The 25,301-nt window shown below is 56.4% G+C and carries 24 protein-coding genes and 2 tRNA genes; 7 read left to right on the forward strand and 19 right to left on the reverse strand.

What is annotated here, in order from left to right; all coding sequences use genetic code 11:
- The first annotated feature begins 875 nt into the window (after window positions 1-875).
- From pcnB to HZS52_RS02435, 6 genes are all read left to right on the forward strand, one after another.
- Window positions 876-2,258 carry a polynucleotide adenylyltransferase PcnB gene (pcnB, locus tag HZS52_RS02410; protein WP_190374085.1) on the forward strand — a complete coding sequence of 461 codons (1,383 nt, stop codon included), beginning with the start codon at window positions 876-878 and terminating at the stop codon, window positions 2,256-2,258.
- Window positions 2,258-2,752 (forward strand): 2-amino-4-hydroxy-6-hydroxymethyldihydropteridine diphosphokinase, encoded by a 495-nt coding sequence (folK, locus tag HZS52_RS02415; protein ID WP_138801359.1) that lies wholly within the window; start codon window positions 2,258-2,260, stop codon window positions 2,750-2,752. The genes pcnB and folK overlap by 1 nt, the downstream gene beginning before the upstream one ends.
- 158 nt (window positions 2,753-2,910) lie before the next feature.
- Window positions 2,911-3,702 carry a 3-methyl-2-oxobutanoate hydroxymethyltransferase gene (gene panB / locus HZS52_RS02420; protein ID WP_022520694.1) on the forward strand — a complete coding sequence of 264 codons (792 nt, stop codon included), beginning with the start codon at window positions 2,911-2,913 and terminating at the stop codon, window positions 3,700-3,702.
- A gap of 59 nt (window positions 3,703-3,761) precedes the next feature.
- Entirely contained in the window at window positions 3,762-4,634 is an 873-nt protein-coding gene (gene panC, locus HZS52_RS02425) for a pantoate--beta-alanine ligase (protein ID WP_190374086.1), read from the forward strand.
- Between the two features lie 29 nt (window positions 4,635-4,663).
- Window positions 4,664-5,044: an aspartate 1-decarboxylase gene (gene panD / locus HZS52_RS02430; protein WP_007111819.1), complete on the forward strand. Its 381-nt coding sequence runs from the start codon at window positions 4,664-4,666 to the stop codon at window positions 5,042-5,044.
- Between the two features lie 220 nt (window positions 5,045-5,264).
- Window positions 5,265-6,443: an acetyl-CoA C-acetyltransferase gene (locus HZS52_RS02435; protein WP_022520696.1), complete on the forward strand. Its 1,179-nt coding sequence runs from the start codon at window positions 5,265-5,267 to the stop codon at window positions 6,441-6,443.
- Between the two features lie 132 nt (window positions 6,444-6,575).
- Here HZS52_RS02435 and HZS52_RS02440 read toward each other — a convergent pair whose 3' ends face one another.
- From HZS52_RS02440 to HZS52_RS02460, 5 genes are read right to left on the reverse strand one after another with little or no spacing between them, the layout of a single operon-like run.
- Window positions 6,576-7,127, reverse strand: coding sequence for a 2'-5' RNA ligase family protein (locus tag HZS52_RS02440; protein ID WP_041159436.1), 552 nt, complete (start codon window positions 7,125-7,127; stop codon window positions 6,576-6,578).
- A complete protein-coding gene (locus HZS52_RS02445; RefSeq protein WP_190374087.1) occupies window positions 7,124-7,342 on the reverse strand; it encodes a hypothetical protein in 219 nt (72 codons plus the stop codon). Before HZS52_RS02445 ends, HZS52_RS02440 begins: the two co-directional genes overlap by 4 nt.
- Window positions 7,339-7,923 carry an RBBP9/YdeN family alpha/beta hydrolase gene (locus tag HZS52_RS02450; RefSeq protein WP_190374088.1) on the reverse strand — a complete coding sequence of 195 codons (585 nt, stop codon included), beginning with the start codon at window positions 7,921-7,923 and terminating at the stop codon, window positions 7,339-7,341. Before HZS52_RS02450 ends, HZS52_RS02445 begins: the two co-directional genes overlap by 4 nt.
- Window positions 7,913-8,869, reverse strand: a complete 957-nt coding sequence (locus HZS52_RS02455) for an alpha/beta hydrolase family protein (protein ID WP_190374089.1) — start codon at window positions 8,867-8,869, stop codon at window positions 7,913-7,915. Before HZS52_RS02455 ends, HZS52_RS02450 begins: the two co-directional genes overlap by 11 nt.
- A complete protein-coding gene (locus HZS52_RS02460; RefSeq protein ID WP_190374090.1) occupies window positions 8,862-9,785 on the reverse strand; it encodes an aminotransferase class IV in 924 nt (307 codons plus the stop codon). The genes HZS52_RS02455 and HZS52_RS02460 overlap by 8 nt, the downstream gene beginning before the upstream one ends.
- A gap of 173 nt (window positions 9,786-9,958) precedes the next feature.
- Between HZS52_RS02460 and HZS52_RS02465 the strand changes: the two genes are divergently transcribed.
- Window positions 9,959-10,834 (forward strand): LysR substrate-binding domain-containing protein, encoded by an 876-nt coding sequence (locus tag HZS52_RS02465; protein ID WP_159175961.1) that lies wholly within the window; start codon window positions 9,959-9,961, stop codon window positions 10,832-10,834.
- A 30-nt stretch (window positions 10,835-10,864) separates the two neighbouring features.
- Here HZS52_RS02465 and HZS52_RS02470 read toward each other — a convergent pair whose 3' ends face one another.
- The 14 genes from HZS52_RS02470 to folP form a co-directional block, all read right to left on the reverse strand.
- Window positions 10,865-12,034 carry an MFS transporter gene (locus tag HZS52_RS02470; RefSeq protein ID WP_138801366.1) on the reverse strand — a complete coding sequence of 390 codons (1,170 nt, stop codon included), beginning with the start codon at window positions 12,032-12,034 and terminating at the stop codon, window positions 10,865-10,867.
- 143 nt (window positions 12,035-12,177) lie between these two features.
- Window positions 12,178-14,346, reverse strand: coding sequence for a polyribonucleotide nucleotidyltransferase (gene pnp, locus HZS52_RS02475; RefSeq protein ID WP_022520704.1), 2,169 nt, complete (start codon window positions 14,344-14,346; stop codon window positions 12,178-12,180).
- 163 nt (window positions 14,347-14,509) lie between these two features.
- The gene (gene rpsO, locus HZS52_RS02480) at window positions 14,510-14,779 is read right to left on the reverse strand and encodes a 30S ribosomal protein S15 (protein ID WP_007111823.1); all 270 of its coding nucleotides are present in this window, start codon (window positions 14,777-14,779) and stop codon (window positions 14,510-14,512) included.
- 150 nt (window positions 14,780-14,929) lie between these two features.
- Complete coding sequence (gene truB, locus HZS52_RS02485) at window positions 14,930-15,850, reverse strand: tRNA pseudouridine(55) synthase TruB (protein ID WP_190374091.1); 921 nt, start codon at window positions 15,848-15,850, stop codon at window positions 14,930-14,932.
- Complete coding sequence (gene rbfA, locus HZS52_RS02490) at window positions 15,850-16,299, reverse strand: 30S ribosome-binding factor RbfA (RefSeq protein WP_027958247.1); 450 nt, start codon at window positions 16,297-16,299, stop codon at window positions 15,850-15,852. Before rbfA ends, truB begins: the two co-directional genes overlap by 1 nt.
- An 18-nt stretch (window positions 16,300-16,317) precedes the next feature.
- Entirely contained in the window at window positions 16,318-18,933 is a 2,616-nt protein-coding gene (infB, locus tag HZS52_RS02495) for a translation initiation factor IF-2 (RefSeq protein ID WP_159175958.1), read from the reverse strand.
- Between the two features lie 27 nt (window positions 18,934-18,960).
- A complete protein-coding gene (gene nusA / locus HZS52_RS02500; protein WP_009287927.1) occupies window positions 18,961-20,475 on the reverse strand; it encodes a transcription termination factor NusA in 1,515 nt (504 codons plus the stop codon).
- A 72-nt stretch (window positions 20,476-20,547) separates the two neighbouring features.
- Window positions 20,548-21,009 carry a ribosome maturation factor RimP gene (rimP, locus tag HZS52_RS02505; RefSeq protein WP_022520707.1) on the reverse strand — a complete coding sequence of 154 codons (462 nt, stop codon included), beginning with the start codon at window positions 21,007-21,009 and terminating at the stop codon, window positions 20,548-20,550.
- 376 nt (window positions 21,010-21,385) lie between these two features.
- A tRNA-Met gene (locus HZS52_RS02510) sits at window positions 21,386-21,462 on the reverse strand.
- Window positions 21,463-21,622: 160 nt separating this feature from the next.
- Window positions 21,623-21,709: transfer RNA gene (locus HZS52_RS02515), tRNA-Leu, on the reverse strand.
- A 29-nt stretch (window positions 21,710-21,738) separates the two neighbouring features.
- On the reverse strand, window positions 21,739-22,098 hold the full coding sequence (gene secG / locus HZS52_RS02520) for a preprotein translocase subunit SecG (RefSeq protein ID WP_022520708.1): 360 nt from the start codon (window positions 22,096-22,098) through the stop codon (window positions 21,739-21,741).
- 4 nt (window positions 22,099-22,102) lie between these two features.
- Window positions 22,103-22,852: a triose-phosphate isomerase gene (tpiA, locus tag HZS52_RS02525; protein WP_009287925.1), complete on the reverse strand. Its 750-nt coding sequence runs from the start codon at window positions 22,850-22,852 to the stop codon at window positions 22,103-22,105.
- 121 nt (window positions 22,853-22,973) lie between these two features.
- The gene (gene glmM / locus HZS52_RS02530; protein ID WP_022520709.1) at window positions 22,974-24,323 is read right to left on the reverse strand and encodes a phosphoglucosamine mutase; all 1,350 of its coding nucleotides are present in this window, start codon (window positions 24,321-24,323) and stop codon (window positions 22,974-22,976) included.
- Entirely contained in the window at window positions 24,320-25,234 is a 915-nt protein-coding gene (gene folP, locus HZS52_RS02535) for a dihydropteroate synthase (protein WP_190374092.1), read from the reverse strand. Before folP ends, glmM begins: the two co-directional genes overlap by 4 nt.
- Window positions 25,235-25,301: the final 67 nt, after the last annotated feature.

Here is a 25,301-nt window from a genome sequence, read left to right on the forward strand (position 1 = left end):
TCTAATATACTGATTTAAATAAGAAATATTCTGCCTTTCGCTACCCAGGTACTGTTACCTTCCCACACAACACCGCGCACAAACGGGCGCGAAAGGGGTAACACTTCTCGCGCCGTAAAGTTCCGCAGCGACTTAAAAAACTCCAACCTTCTGAAATTTATAATTTATTAAATAGGTGGCACAGGGTCTGCAGTATTACTGGGTAAGAAAAACAAACTGGGCATAGCGCCAGGTCACCAACAAAAACAACATGACCTCGCCACAACCTGAGCCACAACAAAAACAACAGGGCCAGGTAGAGATAACGGTACTAACAAGAACAACAGACTTGAATCTCATTACTTGCTTGCGCAGGCAACACAGGCGCAGCGAACAACAACAAAAGTTAGCAAGTGGCCCGAAAGGACGCGACGTGCAATGTGACTTGGCATCCTAACAACAACAATAGCTGTCAGTGTGTACACCCCGGCGCCAATAATAATACCCCGGGGGGAGAAAAGTTCGCGGTTGGATTATTGTTTTGAATACGAGGCGGTCGGAACCATCGTGATCCTTACGCCTACCGACTGCGGTGCGTATTCAGGGCGATGTGCCATCATGAAGAAAAATAGCAGCACGGACGCTGATTAATTGCTTGATAGGGGAGGCTCTTTTAGCCTCCCCTTTCCGTGTTTGGAGCCTGGGTTTAAAACCTGTGTTAGCCCCCGCCAGCGTCAAGTGCTTTGCAAGCCGCTACTTTGCAAGCCGCTCTTTGCAAGCCATGAAGGGTCGGCTACACTCAGCCACTCGTGGTTTATGTTCAGTACTCGTTTGAAGTGTTTTCTAACGACTATTTTTACGACCATTTTTTCGTACCTGCGAGTTGAAATCGTCGCATGTTTAAAGGATTTACCCGTTTCCTACACAGCCCGGGGGAGCAATTGAAAACCTTGCTTGATCCCCAAGAGAGCACCACCAGCGCCCTCACTCCGCGCAACATCCCTCGGTCAGAGCACCCTGTTTCTCGCCAGCATATTAGCGATGCCGCGTTAAAAGTGCTTTATCGCCTTAGCGGCGCGGGTTTCGACGCCTATTTGGTGGGCGGTTGCATTCGTGATGCGCTGCTGGGCAAGATGCCCAAAGATTTTGATGTCGCCACCAACGCCACTCCAGAGCAGGTTCGCGATCTATTTCGTAACTCGCGCCTGATCGGCCGCCGTTTTCGGATTGTCCATGTGCGCTTTGGCCGCGAGGTCATTGAGGTCACCACCTTCCGTGGCAAACCCCAAGACGAGCATGGCGACCACATTGTCCACCAGTCCGATGAAGGGTTACTGCTGCGCGACAATGTATGGGGCAATATCGAAGAAGACGCGCTGCGCCGCGACTTTACCGTTAATGCGCTCTACTACAATATCGCCGACTTCAGCATCACTGATTTTGCCAATGGTGCCGAGGATATTAAGACCCGCACCCTGCGCCTGATTGGCGACCCGGCGACACGCTACCGCGAAGACCCGGTACGGATGCTGCGGGCGGTGCGCTTTGCGGCTAAGCTCGACTTCACGCTAGACCCCGCCACCGAAGCGCCGATGTACGATCAGGCACCGCTGCTGCTGCAGATTCCACCAGCACGGCTATTCGATGAAGTCCTCAAGCTGTTTATGTCGGGCCACGGTTTGGTCACCTTCCGGCTACTCAGCCACTACGGCCTGTTCGGCATGCTGTTCCCCGAGGCCGAAGAAGCCATGGCCGATGCCGCCTGGGCCGAAGAGCTGATTGAGCAGGCGCTGACCAACACCGATAAACGTATTGCCGAAGAGCGCCCCGTCACCCCGGCCTTCCTGCTGGCAGCGTTTTTATGGGCCCCGGTCAAGCATCGCCAGGAAGCGCTGGAGCAAGAGGGCATGCCGCCCATTCCGGCGCTTCAAGCAGCCGCTCAGCAGGTGGTCTCCCGTCAGTTAGAGTTCACATCGATTCCCAAGCGCTTTGGCATCCCGATGCGGGAAATTTGGGAATTACAGCAGCGCCTACCCCAGCGGCGCGGTAAAAAGGCCTTTCAAACCCGCGAACATTCGCGTTTCAGAGCGGGCTATGACCTGCTGCTGCTGCGCGAACAGGCGGGCGAGATACCCAGTGGTTTAGGCGAATGGTGGACGGCGTTTCAGCGCGGCGATGAGCACGAACAGCGTCGCCTGCTGCAAAAAGTTGGCGGCGACCCCGCCAGCCAGGGCGATCGTCGCCGCAAACGGCGCCGTAAGCCGAGCGCGCCAGAGTAGTGGGTACTCCTCCCCAGCTCGCCTATATTGGCTTGGGTAGTAATCTAGAGTCGCCTATCGAGCAGGTTCGCGAGGCCCTCAACGAGCTGGCAATGCTACCGCTAAGCCGATTAGTGGCAGCATCATCGCTTTACGCCAGCCGCCCGGTGGGGCCGCAGGATCAGCCGGACTTTATCAACGCGGTGGCCGCGCTGGAGACACGGCTCTCGCCGCTGGCGCTACTCGACCAGCTTCAGGCGTTAGAGCAGCAGCATCGCCGCCGCCGCCAGCGCCACTGGGGGCCCCGCACGCTCGATCTTGACCTGCTGCTCTACGCCAATGAGCACATCAACTCGCCGCGTTTACGCGTACCGCACCCGCAAATGACTGCCCGGGCCTTTGTACTGCTCCCCCTCGCAGAGATCGCCCCCTCTCTAGACCTTCTCCAACAGCCGCTATCCACCTGGCTTGAACGTGTTGAGAACCAAGGCTTGGAACGCTTATCTAACGCCTAATGTGCGGCTAACGCTACCATTTGACACAAATCTCGACACCGACACCCCATTCAGGTAACAATTGCCGGTTACGCCACTTCGCGTATGCAGGGATGCAGCATCAATAATGGTCGGCTGCCTATGTCGCAGCGGCCTCACGTAAAACATGAGAGCACGCCATGAAAACCGTCACCCTAAGCACGCTGCAGGCCTATAAGCAGGCTGGCGAGACATTCAGTTGCCTAACCGCTTACGACGCCTCCTTTGCCCATGCGGCAAGCCAAGCAGGCATTGATGTCCTGCTCGTCGGTGATTCGCTGGGCATGGTGCTACAGGGCCATAACAGCACTCTGCCCGTCACCATTGAAGACATCGTTTACCACACCCGCTGCGCTGCGCGTGGCAAAGGCCATAGCCTGTTGATGGTGGATCTACCCTTTATGAGCAACGCCACCACCGAGCGCCTGCTGGAAGACGCCGGTGCCGTGATGCGCGCGGGGGCGGAGCTGGTCAAACTGGAAGGCGAAGCGTGGATGGCAGATGGCATTCGTGAACTCACCCGCCGCGGCGTACCGGTATGTGCCCACCTGGGCTTAACCCCACAAACCGTGCATCAGCTAGGTGGCTATAAAGTGCAGGGGCGCGACGCCGCTCACGCTGAGCGCATCATTAATGACGCAAAAGTGCTTGTCGAGGCGGGCGCCTCGGTGATTCTGCTTGAGTGCGTCCCTGCCAGCCTGGGCAAAGCGGTCACCGAAGCGCTGGATGTACCGGTGATTGGCATTGGCGCAGGGCCGGATACCGATGGCCAGATTCTGGTGATGCACGATGTGCTGGGCGTCACCCACGGACGCACACCGCGCTTTGTGAAAAACTTTATGGTTGAGGCGGACAGTATTCAAACTGCGTTTCAGCGCTACCATGAAGCGGTCAAAACACGCACTTTCCCAGCCCAAGAGCACTGCTTTTAAAGATGACGGTTAAGACATCTAGTCTATCGACCACCTTTTGTCACTAATACGAAACGACTATGCGCACTTTGCGAGACATTGATCAGCTACGCAGCACGCTGCGAGATTACCGCCAATGCGGCCAGCGTATTGCCCTGGTACCCACCATGGGCAACCTACATGCCGGGCACCTAGCGCTGGTCGCCTGCGCGCGCCAGCACGCCGATATCGTGGTCGCAAGCCTGTTTGTCAATCCGATGCAGTTTGGCCCAGGCGAAGATTTAGACGGTTACCCGCGTACCTTTGATGCCGACCAAGCGCAGCTTATCGAGGCTGGCTGCGACGTGCTGTTCGCCCCGGCGGTGAGCTCGCTCTACCCCAACGGCTTGGACGCCCAGACCCGCGTGCATGTGCCCGTGGTGGGTGAGGGTCTGTGTGGTGGCTCACGCCCCGGCCATTTTGACGGTGTCTCCACCGTGGTTAGCATGCTGTTTAATTTGGTGCAGCCCGACGTCGCCTGCTTTGGGGAGAAGGATTACCAACAGCTTGCGGTGATTCGTAAGCTGGTGTGCGATCTGCACATGCCCATCGAAATTATCGGCGTGCCCATCGTACGCGCAGAAGATGGCCTGGCACTGTCATCACGCAATGGCTATTTAAGTAGCGAGGAGCGTGCAATCGCCCCTGCGCTTTACCGCACGCTGTGTACGCTTCGCGATGCGCTAGAGCGCGGAGAACCTATCGAAAAGGTACTACACCAGGGCAACACCGCGCTGTATGATGCGGGCTTTACGCTGGACTATTTGGAACTGCGCGATGTCACGCTAGGCCCCATTAACCTAGCGACCCGCCATGCGGTACTGCTGGCCGCCGCCAAGCTGGGCCCGGCGCGATTAATCGACAACCTCACTGTTCAACTCCCGGCCAGCGCTGCCACTACTGGCAGAGAATAAACAAACAACGGGTAAAAATAGGAACTCACATGCATACTATTATGCTCAAAGCCAAGCTGCACATGGCTCGCGTCACTCACGCGGTGCTTAACTACGAAGGCTCCTGCGCCATCGACGGCGACCTGCTGGATATGGCGGGTATTCGTGAAAATGAGCAGATCCAGATTTACAACGTCGAGAATGGCGAACGCTTTACCACTTACGCCATTCGCGGTGAGGAAGGCTCCAAGCTCATTTCGATCAACGGCGCTGCGGCCCACCTCGCCGCCCCTGGCCACCGGATCATTATCTGCAGCTATGCCCACTACTCCGAAGCCGAACTGGAAAACCACCAGCCTGCTCTGGTGTATCTCCAGGAAGGCAACCACGTCAGCCACACCAGCAATATTATCCCGGTACAGTTGGCCTGATCACAACTGGCCTAATCTTAGCGCCTCTAATGCTTTCTTCTGACGGGCCACATGTTGGCCCGTTTTTATTTGCCCATAAAGGTTTATTGCCGCAACGCACCACCTTCCCCTATGCTGAAGAGACGGCTGACAGAGTACGAATAAAAGAGTACGGCTGACAGAGCACGCCTATCGGGCATCTGGTATCAGACTGTCTGTTAATTACTCCAGGAGTCATCTTATGCAAGAAGTAGTCATTGTTGCGGCACGCCGCACCGCTGTGGGCGCTTTCGGCGGCTCCCTCGCAGGTATTCCAGCGAGCGACCTAGGCGCTTTGGTGATCAAGGATATCCTTGCCTCAACCGGCGTTTCTCCCGATCAGGTTGACGAAGTACTGCTGGGCCAGGTGCTCACCGCGGGCGTTGGTCAAAACCCGGCGCGCCAAGCGGCTATTAAAGGCGGCCTACCGGACTCGGTACCGGCCATGACCATCAACAAAGTGTGTGGCTCAGGCCTTAAGGCACTGCATCTCGCTACGCAGGCCATTCGCTGCGGCGATGCCGAGCTGATTCTGGCCGGCGGTCAGGAGAATATGTCTGCCTCGCCCCACGTACTGCCCAATTCTCGCAACGGTCAGCGCATGGGCGATTGGAAGGCAATTGATTCCATGGTACACGACGGCCTGTGGGATGCGTTCAACAACTACCATATGGGCATTACCGCCGAGAATTTAGCCGAGAAGTACGGTATCACCCGCGAAGCGATGGATGAGTTCGCCGCAGCGTCACAGCAGAAAGCAGCTGCCGCCATCAAAGAAGGTAAGTTCAAAGGCCAAATCGTGCCGGTGGAAATTCCCCAGCGCAAAGGCGACCCGGTGGTGTTTGATACCGACGAGAATCCACGGGAAGTGACCGCGGAGAAGCTTGGCGGCATGCGCCCTGCGTTTAAGAAAGACGGCACCGTTACCGCCGGTAACGCCTCGGCGCTTAACGACGGCGCGGCGGTGGTTATGCTCTGCTCCGCCGAAAAAGCTAAGCAGTTGGGGCTAGAGCCACTGGCACGCATAGCGGCTTACTCCAACGCAGGCGTTGACCCTGCCATTATGGGTATCGGGCCCGCACCGGCCACTCGCCGCTGCTTGGAAAAAGCCGGCTGGAGCCTGGACGACCTGGACTTGGTCGAAGCCAACGAAGCGTTTGCCGCCCAGGCGCTATCTGTCAACAAAGAGCTCGGCTGGGATACGTCTAAAGTGAACGTCAACGGCGGCGCGATCGCTCTAGGCCACCCCATCGGTGCCTCCGGCTGCCGCGTACTGGTCACGCTGCTCCACGAAATGATCGCCCGCGACGCCAAGAAAGGCCTCGCGACGCTGTGTATCGGCGGCGGTCAGGGCGTAGCCTTGGCTATCGAGCGGCCTTAAAAACCCACCCTTCGCTCGCCTAGCTAAGAACTAATATAAGCCCTTGTCAATTGACGAGGGCTTTTTCCGTTCGGGATGCACAAACCTCTTTATCTTGTTCTACTAACATCATCATTACCGAGCTAAATGGCACTAGTCGCCATTGGCCTCTGACGCGACAAGAGAAAATCGTTGTTGAGTCACCCATCTCCCCTCAGTATTCACGATCAACGCAAAATTTTTGCAGTAACACTGAATCGCTCTCTGTTTCGCCATCAACAAACGCACCTCATCTTCTATTCGTTCGAGTGCCTCTGGCTCACTCTCTCTGGCGACGGTGAGGTGAGGTATGCTGCCCGTATGGAGACCACCGTAGGGTGGGTAGTCTGGGAAGGCATCGACGAATGCTTTAATCAGCGAGATAAAAGGAGCGCTAGGGCTTGGCTGAAGATACACCGTGTCCGTGAATCGGCCCACACCCGATAGCCAAAACTCAAAAGCAGTGGCTTGTTTAGCAATCGCTTTAAGCTTGCGAAGATCTTTCTCGACAATCTCGTTAGGTGATACAAAGGGATAAAGTAGTGTTATGTGCGCGGGCACGCCTATAGCCGCTGTGGCGTCATAGCGCTGACGAAGCTCGTCAACCACGGGTTCGGCTTCGCGAACAGGAACGATCAAGGCCGCTTGCGGTGCCACTCGGGTCATGTGCACATCGTCCAGTTAGGCCAGCCCGCAGGGCTGTTAGCGTGAATACCCCGCTCGCAGGCAGCAAGCGCCGCGGCGGCGCCAACGGCAAACGACGATGGGAAACCGGGATCATGGCCGGTCAACGTGATCTTGTCCAAAGCCTCCGCCGGCAAACCACCCAGTGACCAGAGCGCAGTCAGTGCATCGCGTGCTGTCATCGTATGAAAACTCATGCTAATGCCTCCAACAACGCCCACCCCTGAGGCCACTCCCCCAACTGACTTGCGGCGTTGATATGCCCGCAGGCGCCCACGTCAACAAAGTCGGCTTGCCATGTCGCAGCCTGCTGCCGGGCATAGTCTGTCGTCGCGTAGGGGTCGTCACTGCTGGCTACAACCAGCGCTGGAAATGGCAGAGGCCGAGCAGGAGCGTTGCGGAAATCGCTCGCTTCGGGTGGGAAAGCCTTTGCGCCAGGGTCAGGTACTGCCACCAGCAACGCGCCGCTTACCTGCGCCACTCGATGAGCTCTCTCATCGCTGCTCTTCTTATCGCTAATAGTGACCTCCTGTACCCAGTGCGCCACCAGCAGGCACGCAAGACTGTGAGCAACGAGCAACACCGGTGCCTCAGCTTCATCAATGGCGGTATCCAATGCCTGCAGCCAATCGTCGAGATTCGGCTCATCCCAGGAGCCAGGCTGAAAACGGAGGCTATTAGGCCGCTTTAGCCCCCATAGTGACTGCCAGTGGTCGGCATCAGAATTGCCGAGACCGGGCAGAAATAGCAGCTGGGTCGCTGGCTTGTTAGTTGTCATTGCAGGTCTCCTTACGCGGTCGATAGCGCAGCTCGCCAGGAAAAGTCGTGGGCGGATTACCGGTGCGCAGCCACTCCATGGCAAGTGGCCAGAGCACGTCGCGAAAGCGCTTATGGAAAAAAGCGAAATGACCGATGCTTGGCTGGCCCACCGCAGTTGGCGCTAGCCGCAGGTGATAGCGTTCGCTACTACTGTAATACTCTAGAAGGCGATCAAGCGCGGGACGAGTGCCGAAAGGGTCATCATCGATGCCCAGCGCCAAAATCGGTGCCTGCACACGCGTGAAGCCCCGCACCAGCATCTCAGCTTCGGGCTCGCCCTCAGGTGTTTCACGTTTACGCCGCACGTTGTGCTCAAAGCGCGGCCCCATTCGCGCCCAATCCAGTGCTACGCCTTTGGGTGTATCTTCCATCCAGCCCAGACGCTTGGCGGGTACGTAGCCGACCAAAAGTGCCAACAGTGGCATCGCTAGATGCCAACGCAAGAACATAGATCGCCGAGCCTCGGGTGCGTAGTCCCGCCAGTAGGCATACTGTGCGCCCATGGTGAAGATGCGACGCACGCGATGGGCGGACTGGGCAAAGCCAATCACGAAACCGCCCGCAGAGTGACCCACCACATCGACAGGCTGACCAGGAAAACGTCTGGCGACGTAGCGTAGAACGCCTTCAAAATCATGCTGCCCCCAGTCGATCCAGTCGGCCTTGAGTTTGCGCAGCGAATGGTGGCGCGAATCGCCGATTCCCCGGTAGTCGTAGGTCACTGCGTCCCACCCTTGCTGATACAAATAATCAGCAAAGGGCATGTAATAGCGGCAGCGCACCGAGGTGGCGGTGTTAATGATCACCACGGGGCCAGGGTGAGACGACGAAACACAAGGTCGGCGCCATACCCACCCGCGCAGCGCATAACTATCCGCCGCGCTGATATAGACGGGCTCAGGCATCAATGTTCTGTCGCCTTGCAGCTATACCGTTCTTAGCCCCAGTGACCGTAGCATGAAAGTCCGCAATCAGTTGCTGGGTGACAGGGCCCACGGGCCATTCGGTCTTCGCCTTATCTTCCACCAATGCCACCACCGGCTGAAGCTCGACCGAGGTGCCGGCAGTCAACACTTCGGTTGCAGCACGCAGTTCCTCGAGTGTAACCGCTCGCTCCTCTACCGGCAGGCCTCTCTGACGTGCCAAACCCAACACATGGCGCTTGGTGATGCCATCAAGAAAACAGGTCGGCAGTGGGGTTACCAGTACGCCATCACTGACCAAAAGCAGATTAGTGGCTGTCGTTTCAGCGACTAAGCCGTCGCTATCGAGCAGTAACGCGTCATCACAACCTACTGCTATGGCCGCATGGCGGGCTAGCGTGCCGATCATATACAGTCCAGAACACTTAGAGGCAGTAGGCGCCGTATTAGGGGGCGGGCGTCGCCAGTTGGCCAGTTGCAGCCGAATACCTATCTCTGCCCGCCCCTGGGACGCCGCCGTAGGCCAATCCCAGGCGGCAATCGCCACATGGACACGTGCTTGAGGCGCCGCGATAGACACACTATCCGCGCCACGCCAGGCGATAGGGCGGATATACGCATCGGTTAGCTGATTGGCCCATAGCACCGCGTCAATCGCTTGGCTGAGCTCGCGGTGCGACCAGGGCAGCCGATAGTCCAGTAGTGCTGCGGAACGCTCTAAACGCTCCAAATGCGCGTCACCCAGAAAAACACGCCGCCCGTAGGCACGCATGCCTTCGAATACCGCTCCCCCCATGTGTAACGCATGGCTAAGCACATGCAGGCGCGCCTCACGCCAAGGAAGCAGCTCACCATCGAGCCAGATCAACCCATCTCGGTCATCAAGAGCGTTTAGCATGGCACCCACCCAGTAGCAGATTATCGATATCGTCAGTCTGTCCTCTGTATGTTTTAAAAACGAGTGAGTAAATCTCAAACTGGGCTGAGTTTTGCTCAGCGATTTTTACAGCGTGGTCAGCGCGGCTTCTTGTATGATCTGTTTATCAACCTTCGAGGGTGGGGGTAGCGATTATGCGGATTCCTGTGCCATTAAATGCTCTACGCGCTTTTGAGGCGACGGCGCGGCATCTTTCAATCAAGGAAGCGGCCATGGAGCTTTCGGTCACTCCTTCGGCAGTCAGTCACCAACTGCGCATACTGGAGGAGTTGTTTGGCGTCGTGCTTCTGCGCCGAACAGGAACGCGTCTTGAGCTTACCGACGCGGGACACAAGCTAACACCTTACCTGCAACAAGGCTTTACGCAGATTGCCAAGGGGGTTGACTCACTTCGCCAAAAGCGCCGTGACGGGCCGCTACGTCTCAACATGTTGCCTACTTTTGCAACCAACTGGTTGTCGCCACGGTTAAGCCTGTATCCCTTCGAGCGGCGTGGATTCTCGCTTGAGATATCCACTACGCAGGATGAGGTAGACCTTGCCGCGGGGGTGGCCGATGTGGGCATCTGGTACGGCAACGGGCATTGGCCGGAATTACAGGCCGATCTCCTCTTTGAAGCAACCATCGACCTTTATGCCCGTCCAGGCTTTGCTACCGGCTCCCATCGCGATCGCCTTGACCGTGTCAGCCAGGCCAATCTGTTTGTCTCCCGCCACTGCCTGACATGGCAACGCTGGATGGAGAGCCTTCCCGACGGCCCCTTCAAACCCGCTGTGGTCACGCAGGTGGATTCCGGCGGATTAACCCTGCAGGCCGCCGCCGATGGGGTGGGTGTATCGATAGTGGTCTGCGAGCTGGCCGATAGCGCCGTGCGATTGGGGCGGCTAACGTCGGTATTCGAACATCCAGTCAACGCAGACGTTGGTTTCTGGTTAGTCTACCCAGATGCACTGCGCGAGGATCGCCGTTTGGATAATTTGCGTAGTTGGCTGCGCGAGCAGCCAACATAGCCAGATACTTGCGCATTATTTATCGCTTACTTAACGACGCTTCTCCCCCACGATGCGTGACGGTGTTCGCCAGACCAACAGCGCCCCCAACAGGAATAATCCGGATGCGGCCCACATGGCAATGGGAAGGCTAGTGCCATCGACGATACGCCCACCTAGCATGGCGCCCAGGCCAATGGACATATTGAAGGTAAACGCCATCAACGCCGTGGCGGCTTCGGTATTGGGTGCAGTGCGTATAATCCAGGTTTGAATGCTGACTGATACGCTGCCAAACACCGCGCCCCACATCATGAGCAACATGACACCGCTGCTCGGCTGAACACCCAGCAGCGGGAACACGGCGACGACGATAAGCAACAGGCTGGGAATCGCCAGCACAGCGCGGTAGGGGTGGCGCCCGGCAAACATGCCTGCCGCAATATTGCCCACAATGCCTGCCGCCCCGTAAAGCAGCAGCAGACTGCTCACATGGCGCTGGGAAATACCGCTGATCTCTTGCAGGATGGGGCTAATAAAGGTGTAGGCGGCAAAGTGGCCAACCACTACAAAGGCGGTGGTTAACACCGCGACTCGCACACCGCGATTGCTAAACTGCTGCGCCAATACCCGCAAACGCACAGGTTCTCGCGGTGGTAGCGGCGGTAGCCAAAACCACAGCGCAGCTGCCGTTAACAGGCTTAGCCCTCCCAGCGCCCCAAAGGCGACCCGCCAGTTGCTGAGATCCCCCAGCAGCGTGCCCAGTGGCACACCCAGCACCGAGGCCGCCGCGACACCACCAAAAATCATCGTCATCGCTTTTGGCACCTGAGCCTCTGGCACTAGGCGTGGGGCAATGCTGCCCGCCACCGCCCAAAAGCCACCAATACTAAGCCCCACAAGCACGCGGGCGGCAAGCAACAGGATAAAGCTGCTGGCCAATGCCGATAGCACACTCCCGGCCACCATTACGGCCATCAATGCCGTGAGCATAATGCGCCTGTCCAAGCGCCCCACCGCTACCGGCAACAAAGGAGCTGAAAAGGCAGCGACCACGCCGGGCACGGTGACCATTAAGCCTGCCATGCCAGGGGTAACGCCCATGCTCGATGCCACTTGAGAAAGCAACCCAATCGGCAGTTGCTCTGCGGTCACCAGTAAAAAAATGCCGATCATCACGGCCACCACCGCCCACCAACGCGGCGCTTGTTGCTGCTCCATCTGCTGCTCCCTGACTGTCTAAATCCCGGCGAACCAAGCGATACCTAACTACAAAACACTATCTAGCAAAAACAGTACCCAGCAAAAACAACGCCCCCGCAGCCAGAGGCTACGAGGGCGGTCTCAGAAACCTAGCTAGCGATTTAAATCGCCGCTTCGGTTTCCGCTGCTTCCGCGGTAAAAGCGGCTTTCTCTTCTTCGCTGATCTCTTTCATCGACAGCTTCACGCGGTTGCGGTTGTCGATATCCAGCACCTTAACGACCACGTCATCGCCTTCGTTCAAGAAGTCGCGCACGTTGTTAACCCGCTCGGCAACGATTTGCGAGATGTGAACCAGGCCATCGGTGCCGGGCATGATGTTAACGAACGCACCGAAGTCAGCAATACGCACGACCTTGCCGTGATATAGCTTGCCGATTTCCGCTTCAGCGGTAATCGCCAGTACGGTGTCGATGGCGCGCTTGGCGGCGGCTTTATCTTCCGCGTAAATACGCACGGTGCCATCGTCGTCGAGATCAATAGAGGCGCCGGTGTCTTCGCAGATTTTGCGAATGGTTGCGCCACCTTTACCGATAACGTCACGGATCTTGTCCGGATCGATTTTGATCGTTGCCATGGACGGCGCGTTGTCGGAGACATCGCTACGGCTCTGGCTGATCACGACATTCATTTGCTCGAGAATACTCAGTCGCGCGGTCAGTGCTTGCTGCAGCGCGAGCTCCATAATCTCTTCGTTGATGCCTTCGATCTTGATGTCCATCTGCAGGGCGGTGACGCCCTCTTCGGAACCGGCAACTTTAAAGTCCATATCGCCGAGGTGATCTTCGTCACCCAGGATATCAGTCAATACCGCAAAACCGTCCGGGTCTTTTACCAAGCCCATGGCAATACCGGCGACCGGTGCTTTTAACGGCACGCCTGCGTCCATCAGGGCCAGCGAAGAGCCACATACAGAGGCCATGGAGCTGGAGCCGTTAGACTCGGTAATTTCAGACACCACACGAATGGTGTAGGGGAAGACATCTTCTGACGGCAGCATTGCCTGCACGCCACGACGCGCTAAGCGGCCATGGCCGATTTCGCGACGCTTCGGGCCACCCATAAAGCCAGCTTCACCCACCGAGTAGGGAGGGAAGTTGTAGTGCAGCATAAAGCGGTCTTTACGCTCACCTTCCAGTGATTCGATTAGCTGTGAATCACGCAGCGTGCCCAGTGTTGCTACGGCAATCGCCTGGGTCTCACCACGCGTAAAGATGGCAGAACCATGAGCTTTCGGCAGCACACCGACTTCGATAGCCAGCGGACGAACGGTTTGATTGTCACGACCGTCAATACGCGGCTCACCTTTTACCACCCGTGAACGCACAACGCGTTTTTCCAGGCTAGCAAAGGCACCTTTGACGTCATCTTTACTGAACTTGTCGTTAACCGGTTCGCCTTCATCGGCTGCCAGTTGTTCAATCGCCTGATCTTTCAACTCAGCCAGTGCATCCTGGCGCTGCATTTTGTCGGTGATGCGGTAAGCATCGCCCACTTTCGCTTCAAATGCATCGGCCATGGCGGCTTTGAGCGCCTGGTTCTCTTCGGCGGCCTGCCACTCCCAGCGCGGCTTGCCCGCTTCAGCAACCAGTTCGTTAATGGCACTGATCGCGACCTGCATTTCCTGGTGACCGAACAGAACGGCTCCCAGCATTTCGTCTTCGAGCAGCTCTTTGGCTTCCGACTCAACCATCAGCACGGCTTTTTCAGTACCGGCGACGACCATGTCGAGCTCAGAGGTGGCCAGTTCTTCAACCGTTGGGTTGAGGAAGTAGCCTTTCTCTTCGTTAAAACCAACCCGGGCTGCGCCAATCGGGCCACTAAACGGCACGCCAGAGATACTCAGCGCCGCGGAGGTGCCAAGCAGTGCGGCGATATCCGGATCGTGGTTACGGTCGGTGGAGAGAACGGTACAGACGACCTGCACTTCGTTCATAAAGCCTTTAGGGAACAGCGGACGGATTGGGCGATCAATCAGACGCGAGGTCAGCGTCTCTTTTTCAGTGGGACGACCTTCGCGCTTGAAGAAGCCGCCAGGAATCTTGCCCACTGCGTAGGTTTTCTCTTGGTAGTGTACCGAGAGAGGGAAAAAGGGTTGGCTCGGGTTTGCCTCTTTGCGAGCGACAACGGTACACAGCACGACGGTGTCATCCATGGTAACCATGACAGCGCCGGTAGCTTGGCGAGCAATACGCCCGGTTTCGAGCGTGACGGTGCTACGACCGTACTGGAACGTTTTCTTTACCGGATTCACAGCGACTTCCTTCAGCATTATCAATATCTACTTGTCTATTCGTTTAGGTCGTTTTGACTCGTTACCATTCTAGGCGCTGGAGCGCGATAGGGCTACCAGTTCCCTCTTGCCGTAAACACGAAACATAAAAAAACGGGCAGCTCACAAGGAGCTGCCCGTTTCTAATCGTTGCCGTTAACGCTTAACGACGCAGACCCAGACGCTGAATCAGGGACTGATAGCGTTCGAAATCTTTACGCTTTAGGTAGTCCAGCAACTTACGACGCTGGTTAACCATGCGGATCAGACCACGACGAGAGTGGTGATCCTGTTTGTTGGTCTTGAAGTGATCCTGCAGGCCATTGATGTTGGCGCTCAGCAGTGCAACCTGCACTTCAGGGGAACCGGTATCGTTATCGCCGCGGCCGTATTCAGTGACGATCTCGGCCTTCTTCTCAGCGGTTAAAGCCATCTGTCTCTCCAGTAAGCAATATGCCTAAAAATGAATGGGTGAGACCACGCATATTTGCAGTCTCAAGCTACTATTTTCTACGTACACGTTTCGACGTGCACGTCGGATCTTGCAATTTTCACGTAGACGGTCGCCTCCTTGCAACGCTGTTTACGAGATAGCGACAGTACTTAACAGTCGCTTAGGTGCCACTTCCTGAGCACCTTTCACTACGCCAAGGCCGATAAACGTCTCGGCGTAATAAAGTCGGGCTACTTCGTCCGCGGCTAATGCGCCGGTTTCGAGAGCAGCGGGCTGGCCATGGGCCAAACGAGAATGCGCGGTGTCGTCTACCGTCAGTAACGGTAAATGGTCCACCAATACATCCACGGGCATGAGCTCAGCTTCCAGTGCCGCTTGGCCGGCCAATGCTTCCAAGGCCTCTAGCGTCCACATCGCGTCGGCTAAAAAGGGCCCCGTTTTGAGCCTCCTTAGTTGACTGATGTGCGCACCACAGCCAAGCGCTTGGCCAATATCTTCGGCTAACGTGCGGATGTAAGTGCCTTTACTGCAGCTTACTTCCAGCTCAAAAGCAGTGCCTTCAAACGATAGCAGGCGCGCATCATACACGCTTACGCGCCGGGCTGCACGCTCTACCTGCTTGCCTTCCCGGGCCAGCTCGTAAAGTTTTTTGCCCTGATGCTTGAGAGCCGAATACATCGGCGGCACTTGGTCAATCTCACCGCGAAAACGGGTGAGCACAGCTTCCACGTCATCGACGCTTAGGCTGGGAACCTCATGCTGCTCAATAATCGTGCCTTCCGCATCGCCGGTATCGGTGATCACCCCTAGCTCTACCCGGGTGCGATACACCTTGTCGGCTTCCAGCAAGTGCGATGAAAACTTGGTCGCTTCGCCTAGGCAAATCGGCAATAAGCCGGTTGCCATCGGGTCTAGCGTGCCGGTGTGCCCGGCTTTTTGAGCCTGGAACAGCCGACGTACACGCTGCAGCGCATGGTTGCTGGAAACGCCCTTGGGCTTATCCAGCAGCAGTACGCCATTAACGGGCAAACCTCGACGTTGACGCGCCACTAGCGAGTTTCCTCACTTTGCTGGGCGTCGCCGTCTGGGTCACTGTCTTGGCCAGCGTCTTGATAATCGTCATCATCGTTTTGATAGCGTGCACGATCCGTCGTCACCGCTTCATCAATCAATGAAGAAAGCTGCTGACCGCGCACCACGCTCTCATCGAAATGAAAACGCAGCTCCGGTACGTGACGTAGCTTGATGCGCTTGGCAATCTGGCTTCTTAGAAAACCAGCAGCACGCTTAAGCACCTGCAGATTCTCTTTAATACGCTCGGGCTCTTGCTCACCCAACAGAGTGACGTAGACGTCGGAGTAGCCAAGGTCACGGCTAACGGTGACACCGCTAACCGTGACCATGCCCAAACGCGGGTCTTTCACTTCTCGTTGGATCAGCACCGCCAGCTCCTTTTGGAGCTGGTCGGCTACCCGGTCGGTACGCTTAAATTCGCGCATGTTTAGCTCCTCGCAACCTTACAGGCTACGCTCGACCTTCACTTGGTCGAAGACTTCGATCTTATCGCCGACTTGGACATCGTTGTAGTTCTTCACGCCGATGCCACACTCCATGCCGTTGCGCACTTCCTGCACATCGTCTTTGAAGCGGCGCAGCGATTCGAGCTCGCCTTCGTAGATCACCACGTCATCACGCAACACGCGGATCTTCTTATTACGATGCACGCTGCCTTCAACCACCATACAGCCGGCGATGGCACCAATCTTCGGCGCACGGAAGACATCACGCACTTCGGCAATACCGACGATTTCTTCTTTCCACTCAGGTGCGAGCATACCGCTCATCGCCTGTTTGACCTCGTCGATCAGCTGGTAAATAACGCTGTAGTAACGCAGATCCAGGCCTTCGCGCTCAACGATCTCGCGGGCAGCGGCGTCAGCACGGACGTTAAAGCCGACTACGATGGCTTCCGACGCAAGCGCCAGGTTGGCATCGGTACCGGTGATACCACCGACACCCGAAGAGACCACGGCGACTTCAACTTCACCGGTGGAGAGCTCTTCCAGGGCGCCTTTGATCGCTTCCAGAGAACCTTGAACGTCGGCTTTGAGGACGATGTTGACCTTGGCCACTTCGTCTTGGCCCATCTGGCTGAACATGTTCTCCAGCTTGGCCTTCTGCTGACGCGCCAGGCGCACTTCGCGGTATTTGCCTTGACGGAAGTTAGCCACTTCGCGGGCTTTCTTCTCGTCTGCAACGACCATAAAGTCATCACCGGCATCCGGCGTGCCGCCCAAGCCTTGAATCTCTACCGGCATGGCCGGGCCAACCGCATCGACTTGCTGGGCAAGTTCGTTGGTCAGCGCACGTACACGACCGTAGTGCAGGCCAGCCAGGACGATATCGCCCTTTTTCAGCGTACCGTTCTGAACCAGTACGGTAGCGACTGGACCACGACCTTTATCAAGGCGCGATTCAACCACCACGCCTTTACCCGGCGCAGAAGGAACGGCTTTAAGCTCAAGCACTTCAGAGACCAGTTGGATTGCTTCCAACAGTTCTTCAATACCTTCACCGGTCTTGGCGGAAACGTGAACAAACTGAGTATCACCGCCCCACTCTTCGGAGATCACGCCGTGCTGCGAAAGCTCATTCTTGATGCGATCAAGATCGATACCATCTTTATCGATCTTGTTGACCGCTACCACCATGGGCACTTCAGCGGCTTTGGAGTGTTCAATCGCCTCAATCGTCTGAGGCATCACGCCATCGTCGGCAGCCACAACCAGAATAACCACATCTGTCGCCTTGGCACCACGGGCACGCATGGCGGTAAACGCCGCGTGGCCTGGGGTATCCAGGAAGGTCACGCCACCGTGGTTATCTTCCACATGGTAGGCACCGATATGCTGGGTAATACCACCGGCTTCACCGGTCGCCACTTTCGCTTTACGGATGTAATCCAGCAGCGAGGTTTTACCGTGGTCAACGTGGCCCATCACCGTAACAACGGGTGAACGCGTGATCTCTTCGCCTTCATAGGAGATGCCTTCGAGCATTTCCGTTTCCAGCGCGTCATCTTTAACCAGCTTCGGTGTATGGCCCATCTCTTCCACCACGATCGCAGCCGTATCCTGATCGATGGTTTGGTTGATGGTAACCGCCGCGCCCATGTTAAACATGGCCTTGATCACTTCATTGGCCTTGATCGACATCTTATCGGCCAATTCCGCCACGCTGATCGATTCAGGGATCGATACTTCACGCACGATCGGCTGAGTCGGCTTCTGGAAAGCGTGCTTGCCATTGCCGGTCTGGTTGCCACCACGGCGACCACCGCGACGCTGTTCGGCACGTTTTACCTTCTTACCGCCGCCGCGCTTGCGCTCTTCGCGATCACCACGATCTTCATCGTCACGGCGACCTTTGTTCTTCGCCGCCGTCTTCTTGGGCGGAGCGGTACGACGGTCAGTGCGGCCCTCTTTCGGCGGCGCTGGCGGCATATCGTCACCGGACGGCGTATCGTCGATTTCAAGATTCGGCACAGGAATGTCTGGCGTAGCCGGTGCTTTGGCTGCCGCAGGCGCTTTCGGCTTGGCTTCAGACTCTTTATTGCTACGCGCCGTGTTACTTTGCGCCGTCGCTTCAGCTTCTTTATTGCTACGCGCGGTGGCTTCCGCTACCTGTGCAGCGCGGGCTTTCTTAGCAGCGGCTTTTTCTTCGGCTTCACGCGCATCAGACACTTTGCGCTCAGCTTCGGCTTCCGCCATATCGCCCACTAGCTGGCGCGGGCCAGTATAGCTAGGCTCCGGCGCTTTCGGCTTCTCATCTTCAGCGCTTTTGACGTAGGTCTTTTTCTTACGTACCTGCACTTCAATGGTTTTGCCGCGCTCGCCGGTATTGATACGGCTACGGGTTTTGCGCGTCAGCGTGATGCGGTTTTTGCCCGCTTCAGGGGTGTCGCTACCGCCGTGGCTCTTCTTCAAGAAACTCAGTAGCTTCTGCTTATCTTCTTCAGACACAGCATCGCTTTCAGAAGCGTGCTTCAAACCCGCTTCTTTCATTTGCTCTAGTAGGCGAGGCACATCACGGCCCACCTTTCCTGCGAAATCTTTAACTGTCATATCTGACATATTGACCCTCCTCAGCCCGTGACCTGTTTACTGTGTGTTCGAATCCGATGCGTCATCGACTTCAAACCAGGGCGCACGGGCAGTCATGATCAGTGCCGCTGCGCGCGCTTCGTCCAACTCCTCGATATCGACCAGATCGTCGACAGACTGCTCGGCGAGATCTTCCATGGTAACGATGCCGCGACTGGCCAGAATGAAGGCCAGGTGGCGCTCCATGCCATCCATCTCCAGCAGATCTGCTGCTGGCTGGGCACCGTCTAGCGCTTCTTCCGTGGCAATTGCCATCGTCAGCAGCTCGTCTTTCGCACGTGCACGAAGCGCTTCGACTAAATCTTCATCGAACTCTTCGATTTCGAGCATCTCTTCCATCGGCACGTAGGCGACTTCTTCCAGGGTAGTGAACCCCTCATCCACCAACAGGCGAGCGACATCTTCATCCACATCGAGGTGCTGGATAAAAGAGTCCACCAGGCTATCAATCTCTTGATCGCGCTTAGACTCCGCTTCCTCTTCGGTCATGACATTAATGCGCCAGCCGGTAAGTTCAGAAGCCAAACGCACGTTCTGACCGCTCCGACCAATCGCCTGAGCAAGGTTATCCTGCGCCACGGCCACGTCCATTGCGTGGGCGTCCTCGTCCACAAGGATAGACCCAACATCGGCAGGTGCCATGGCGTTAATCACCAATTGGGCGGGATTGTCATCCCACAGCACGATATCAACGCGTTCGTTTTGCAGCTCCGAAGAGACCGCCTGAACGCGCGAACCGCGCATACCCACACAGGCACCGACCGGGTCGATGCGGCGATCATTGGTTTTTACCGCAATTTTGGCCCGTGAACCGGGGTCACGCGCAGCACCTTTGATCTCAATCAACTGCTCTGCGATCTCTGGCACTTCAATTTTGAACAGCTCGATGATCAGCTCGGGACACGTCCGCGATAGCTGAAGCTGGGCACCGCGTGCATCGGGATCCACTTTGACCAACAGGGCGCGCACCCGCTCGTTCATGCGGTAACGCTCGCCGTGAATCATTTCATTGCGCGGCAAAAACGCCTCAGCGTTTTCGCCCAAATCAATGATCAGGCCATCACGTGTGGTCTTTTTAACGATGCCCGCAACCAGTTCACCTTCGCGATCGGCATATTGGCGCACGACTTCAGCCCGCTCGGCTTCGCGTACTTTCTGTACGATCACCTGTTTGGCGGTTTGTGCAGCAATACGGCCAAACGACGCATTTTCGATGCTTTTTTCGACCACATCGCCTAATTTCAGCGGCGGATCGCGCTGCTCGGCGATGCTCTCTTTAATTTCATAATCTGGCGTTTCGAATTCGTCATCTTCCACAACGGTCCAGGTGCGGAAGGTTTCGTATTCACCAGTGCGGCGGTCAATATGCACGCGCACATTGGCTTCTTCTCTTTCAAAACGCTTGCGTGACGCACTCGCAAGAGCGGCTTCTACCGCCTCGAAGATGACATCACGTGGGACGCCCTTCTCATTGGAGATCGCGTCAACGACCATTAAAATTTCTTTACTCATGCGTATGCCTCGCCAGAAAACCTATCCTTATGTGCATCACCCCGGCAGCCTGCCGGCAGCGCCGCCACCCGGTCAATCGTCGAACTGCGGTACAATGTGAGCAGAATCAATACTCTCAATTGGAAAGCAGTACTCTTCGCCATCCAGTTGTAGCAGTACTTCATCCCCCTCAACACCGACCAAAAGCCCTTGATACTTGCGCCGCCCGTCAAAGGCAGTGCGCAATTTCAGCGCGACGTGATGACCTTGAAAGCGGGTAAACTGATCCAGGGAATACAAGGGACGTGCCATGCCTGGCGAGGAGACTTCCAACCGGTACTCACCGGGAATGGGGTCTTCTACATCCATAACGGCACTGACTTGGCGGCTAATATCTGCGCAGTCTTCCACGCTGACACCACTCTCGCGCTCGATATAGATCACCAGCCGCGAATTTTTGCCCTGGGAAAGATGGTCGATGCCCCATAGCTCAAAGCCCATGGCAGCAACAACAGGTTCGATCAGCGCGTGAAGCGCAGCGTGTTTAGTGGCCACAGACAAAGCTCCTATAGCCGTTGCATCAGGCACCTGGCCAGGAGTTATTAGAAAAGCTAGGTGGCTGATTGGCGTTACTTGGGAATGTGTCTCCGGTTTTCCGGACGACATCCGCTATTAAGATATTCGTGCTAACGATATTCTGGCTAACAAAGCGGGGGGCGCCAATAAAACAGCGACCAGGCGCGCTTGCTAGCCAAAAGCTGCTAACAAAAAGCCCCTTCACTGGAAGGGGCTTTTTGAAAGAAACCTTGTGTACCATTTCTTAAGTACTACTTCCAGTACCGTCTTAGCAACATGTAACAGGCTGTACCTGAAATGACCGTTATTTCCAATACGTCTTAAAAATAACAATCTAGAACATGCTACTAGAAAATGGTAGCGGGGACCGGATTTGAACCGATGACCTTCGGGTTATGAGCCCGACGAGCTACCAGACTGCTCCACCCCGCATCAATCTAGGTCGACGATAATAGACACTAAAGCCACTTACGTCAAGAACTACTTGCTTCAAGAACCACTTACTTAAAGCTGTCTTTTTCGCCTCAGGTGCCAATGGGCATTCTGGTAACAAAAGAAACGTTCTGGGAAGCTGGCGTGCCAGCAAAACAGATGGTGCCGAAGGCGGGACTTGAACCCGCACGACCATACGGTCACTACCCCCTCAAGATAGCGTGTCTACCAATTCCACCACTTCGGCATCAGGGGAGGCTAAAAAACAGCAGCTGCTTACTCGCTGCTTTCCTCTAGCACTGGCGCGGTATTATCCACGTCCGCAGGCCTGTCGTCAAGCGTCGGGACGCTTTGCTGCTGCTCGATCAAGCGCGAATCGGGAATACCCGCTTCCGGTGCCTGGCCCGCCTGGGTGGCAAAGTAAGCTAGCGCCATTGAGGTGACGAAGAAACCCGCCGCCAAAATAGCCGTTGTGCGCGACAGGAAGTTACCACTGCCCCGCGAACCAAATACCGTTTGTGATGCACCGCCTCCGAAAGCGGCACCGGCTTCGGCACCTTTACCCTGCTGAAGCAGAATGAGTACCACCAGGGCGACCGCAATCACCACATGAATCATAAGAATTGCAACTTGCATGGCGTTATCCTGCTGACTGACAAATGGCATAAAAATCATCGATCTTGAGTGAGGCTCCGCCCACTAGACCGCCGTCGATATCTGGCTGAGCAAGCAGCTCAGCCGCATTGCTTGCGTTCATACTGCCGCCGTAAAGCAAACGCAGTTGCTCGGCGAGGCCCTTATCGAAACCCGCCTGGTAGGCACGGATGCCTGCCATAACGTCCTGGGCTTGCTCAGGCGTTGCCGTGCGCCCAGTGCCAATGGCCCAAACAGGCTCATAGGCAATCACGACCTGCTTACGCTGGTCGGGCTCTAAGCGGGACATTACATAGCCCACTTGACGAAGCACCACATCCATCGTGCGCCCTGCGTCGCGCTCCTCCAGGGACTCACCCACACAGAGGATCGGCGTGATATCCACGCTCAATGCTGCTAGCAGGCGTGCAAAGATCTGTTCATCGCTCTCTTTGTAGAGCTGACGTCGTTCAGAGTGCCCCACCAATACGTAAGAGACCGCAAACTCTTTTAGCATGCGACCACTTACTTCGCCGGTATGCGCCCCAGAGTGAATAGGGTTCAACGTTTGCGCGCCCAATGAAAGCACCGTACCTTCAAACGCGTGGCGCGCCGCATCCAAATAGGGGAACGGCGGAATGATAACGACATCCACGCTCGTTGGCGATACGGCGGCGGAGAAGGCCTGGCCGAATTCATTGATTAACGCCACGGAACCGTTCATTTTCCAGTTACCGGCGATTAAAGGCGTACGCATCGACTCTCCTCACTCAAGGTGGAGCGAAATGGTATAGGAGCGGCCTTGTCAAGACAACCGCTGTTATAACCACAAGCTGGGTTTACCAAACCAGTTTACCGAACCGGTTAGCTGAACACATTTAATTAAGTAGCGCCTGAACCTGATCGGCCAAGCTATGCGCCAATTGATCGACATCTAAATGGGCACGTCCTTCCACCATTACTCGAATAAGCGGCTCAGTACCTGAGGGACGTAGCAACACTCGCCCCTCATCGCCTAACTCATGCTCTAACGCAGCCACTGCCTGCTGAAGCGGCGCAGATGCCATCACCTCTTTGGCGCTGGCATGAGCGGGCAAACGTACATTAACCAGCGCCTGGGGCACTTTCTCCAACTCTTTTAACAGTGTCGGGAGGCTTTTTTGCTCGCGCATCATCAGCGCCAATACCTGCAACGCGGAGACAATGCCGTCGCCGGTGGTCTGCACGTGGGCGCACACAATATGCCCCGACGACTCACCGCCCAGCTCCCAACCATTGGCGGCCATACGCTCCATCACAAAGCGGTCACCCACCTTTGCGCGCTCAAAGGGGATTCCCAGCTTATCCAGCGCCATCGACAGGCCAAAGTTTGACATCAGGGTGCCCACCACGCCGCCTTGAAGCAAGCCACGCTCGTGGCGATCTCGGGCAATCAGATAGAGAATATCGTCGCCGTCGACTTCCCGCCCGTCGCCATCTACCAGCAGCACGCGGTCGCCATCGCCATCAAAGGCGATCCCCAAATCCGCATTTTGCTGAATAACGGCAGCGCGTAGAGCCGCGGGGTGCGTTGAGCCCACCTGCTGGTTAATGTTTAACCCGTCAGGCGCAGAGCCAATGGTGGTGACATCAGCCCCCAGCTCGCGGAACACATTGGGTGCGATATGGTAAGTGGCACCGTGAGCACAGTCTAAGACGATTTTAAGGCCGTGCAGGCTAAGCCGGTCAGGCAAGGTCGATTTACAGAACTCGATGTAACGGCCTGCGGCGTCGTCGATACGCGTTGCCTTACCCAGCTGCGCGGCCTCGGCCGTGGTCAGCGGCGCTTCCAGCATCGCTTCGATACGATCTTCCGTGTCATCGGGAAGCTTCTTGCCCTCAGCGGAGAAGAACTTGATGCCGTTATCATCAAAGGGGTTGTGCGATGCCGAAATGACGATGCCTGCATCGGCACGGAAGGTGCGCGTTAAATAGGCAATACCCGGCGTGGGCATTGGCCCCAGCAGTGATACATCGACACCCGCTGCCGAGAGCCCCGCCTCTAGGGCGGATTCAAACATATAGCCAGAGATCCGGGTATCTTTGCCGATCAGTACCCGCGTTCGACCTTTATCACGGCGCAGCACCTGACCCGCCGCCCAGCCCAGCTTGAGCATAAAATCAGCGGTAATCGGTGATTTACCCACCGTGCCGCGAATACCATCCGTCCCAAAATAGCGCCTTGTCATGCGTCAAACTCCTTATTTAGCGGCGGCTCGCAGCCTTCTTGTAGTACCGCCCACGCCATATTGACTGCATCGACCGTTGCAGCCACGTCATGCACGCGCAAAATATTTGCCCCTCGCTCAACCGCCATGGCAGCGAGCGCCAAACCACCGGAGAGACGCTCCTCCACTGGTCGACCCAACACTTTTCCAATCATACTTTTGCGTGACATACCCACCAGCACTGGAAGCTCCAGCGATTGCAGAGACTCCATGTATTTGAGTAAGCGTAGATTGTGTTCGACGGTTTTGCCGAAGCCAAAACCAGGGTCAACCAATAGACGATTGCGGCGCAGACCGGCCGCCTCGCACTCAGCAATCCGACGGGCCAAATAATCCGCCACCTCTTCTTCAATCGGGCGCTGATAAGTGGGCGACTGCTGCATATCCTGCGGCTCGCCCTGGCGGTGCATCAAACAGACGGGCAGCCCGCTACCCACCGCGGCCAGCAGGGCTCCCTCGCGCTCTAACGCACGCACATCATTAATCATACCAGCGCCCAGTTCGCTCGCCTCGCGTATAACCGTCGGGCAACTGGTATCCACCGACACCAACGCATCCAGCTCGCGTACCAGGACTTCCACCACTGGCGCCACCCGGTCTAGCTCCTCCTGGGGGCTGACGGGGGTAGCCCCAGGGCGGGTCGATTCGCCGCCCACATCTATCATCGCCGCCCCTTCGGCCAGCATCCGCTCAGCGTGGCGCAAAGCATCATCCAATGCCACGTGCTGGCCACCGTCAGAAAAAGAGTCCGGGGTCACATTAAGAATACCCATTACCCTGGGAAAGGAGAGATCCAACAGATGGCGCCCGCAACGCAGTTGGAGAGCATTTTCTGCGTTTCGTGAAGAGGACGTGTCCAGAATTGATTTCATGCTGCAGCCTGATCAAGAAATGAAACATTGCTGTTATGTATACAGCATATCAAAAAAGGCGCCCCAT

It is taken from the genome of Vreelandella titanicae, from assembly GCF_014697095.1.
In the GTDB taxonomy this organism is placed as follows: Bacteria; Pseudomonadota; Gammaproteobacteria; order Pseudomonadales; family Halomonadaceae; genus Vreelandella; species Vreelandella titanicae.

Bases quoted from the DNA above. Each gene is read 5' to 3' on its own strand.
- panB (WP_022520694.1), top strand. From the start codon at position 2,911: ATGAAAACCGTCACCCTAAGCACGCTGCAGGCCTATAAGCAGGCTGGC.
- HZS52_RS02450 (WP_190374088.1), bottom strand. From the start codon at position 7,923: ATGACAACTAACAAGCCAGCGACCCAGCTGCTATTTCTGCCCGGTCTC.
- HZS52_RS02445 (WP_190374087.1), bottom strand. From the start codon at position 7,342: ATGAGTTTTCATACGATGACAGCACGCGATGCACTGACTGCGCTCTGG.
- HZS52_RS02465 (WP_159175961.1), top strand. From the start codon at position 9,959: ATGCGGATTCCTGTGCCATTAAATGCTCTACGCGCTTTTGAGGCGACG.
- tpiA (WP_009287925.1), bottom strand. From the start codon at position 22,852: ATGCGTACGCCTTTAATCGCCGGTAACTGGAAAATGAACGGTTCCGTG.
- rbfA (WP_027958247.1), bottom strand. From the start codon at position 16,299: ATGCGCGAATTTAAGCGTACCGACCGGGTAGCCGACCAGCTCCAAAAG.
- HZS52_RS02455 (WP_190374089.1), bottom strand. From the start codon at position 8,869: ATGCCTGAGCCCGTCTATATCAGCGCGGCGGATAGTTATGCGCTGCGC.
- pcnB (WP_190374085.1), top strand. From the start codon at position 876: ATGTTTAAAGGATTTACCCGTTTCCTACACAGCCCGGGGGAGCAATTG.
- secG (WP_022520708.1), bottom strand. From the start codon at position 22,098: ATGCAAGTTGCAATTCTTATGATTCATGTGGTGATTGCGGTCGCCCTG.
- glmM (WP_022520709.1), bottom strand. From the start codon at position 24,323: ATGACAAGGCGCTATTTTGGGACGGATGGTATTCGCGGCACGGTGGGT.
- pnp (WP_022520704.1), bottom strand. From the start codon at position 14,346: ATGCTGAAGGAAGTCGCTGTGAATCCGGTAAAGAAAACGTTCCAGTAC.
- HZS52_RS02440 (WP_041159436.1), bottom strand. From the start codon at position 7,127: ATGACCCGAGTGGCACCGCAAGCGGCCTTGATCGTTCCTGTTCGCGAA.
- panC (WP_190374086.1), top strand. From the start codon at position 3,762: ATGCGCACTTTGCGAGACATTGATCAGCTACGCAGCACGCTGCGAGAT.
- panD (WP_007111819.1), top strand. From the start codon at position 4,664: ATGCATACTATTATGCTCAAAGCCAAGCTGCACATGGCTCGCGTCACT.
- folP (WP_190374092.1), bottom strand. From the start codon at position 25,234: ATGAAATCAATTCTGGACACGTCCTCTTCACGAAACGCAGAAAATGCT.
- nusA (WP_009287927.1), bottom strand. From the start codon at position 20,475: ATGAGTAAAGAAATTTTAATGGTCGTTGACGCGATCTCCAATGAGAAG.
- infB (WP_159175958.1), bottom strand. From the start codon at position 18,933: ATGTCAGATATGACAGTTAAAGATTTCGCAGGAAAGGTGGGCCGTGAT.
- HZS52_RS02460 (WP_190374090.1), bottom strand. From the start codon at position 9,785: ATGCTAAACGCTCTTGATGACCGAGATGGGTTGATCTGGCTCGATGGT.
- HZS52_RS02470 (WP_138801366.1), bottom strand. From the start codon at position 12,034: ATGGAGCAGCAACAAGCGCCGCGTTGGTGGGCGGTGGTGGCCGTGATG.
- HZS52_RS02435 (WP_022520696.1), top strand. From the start codon at position 5,265: ATGCAAGAAGTAGTCATTGTTGCGGCACGCCGCACCGCTGTGGGCGCT.
- rpsO (WP_007111823.1), bottom strand. From the start codon at position 14,779: ATGGCTTTAACCGCTGAGAAGAAGGCCGAGATCGTCACTGAATACGGC.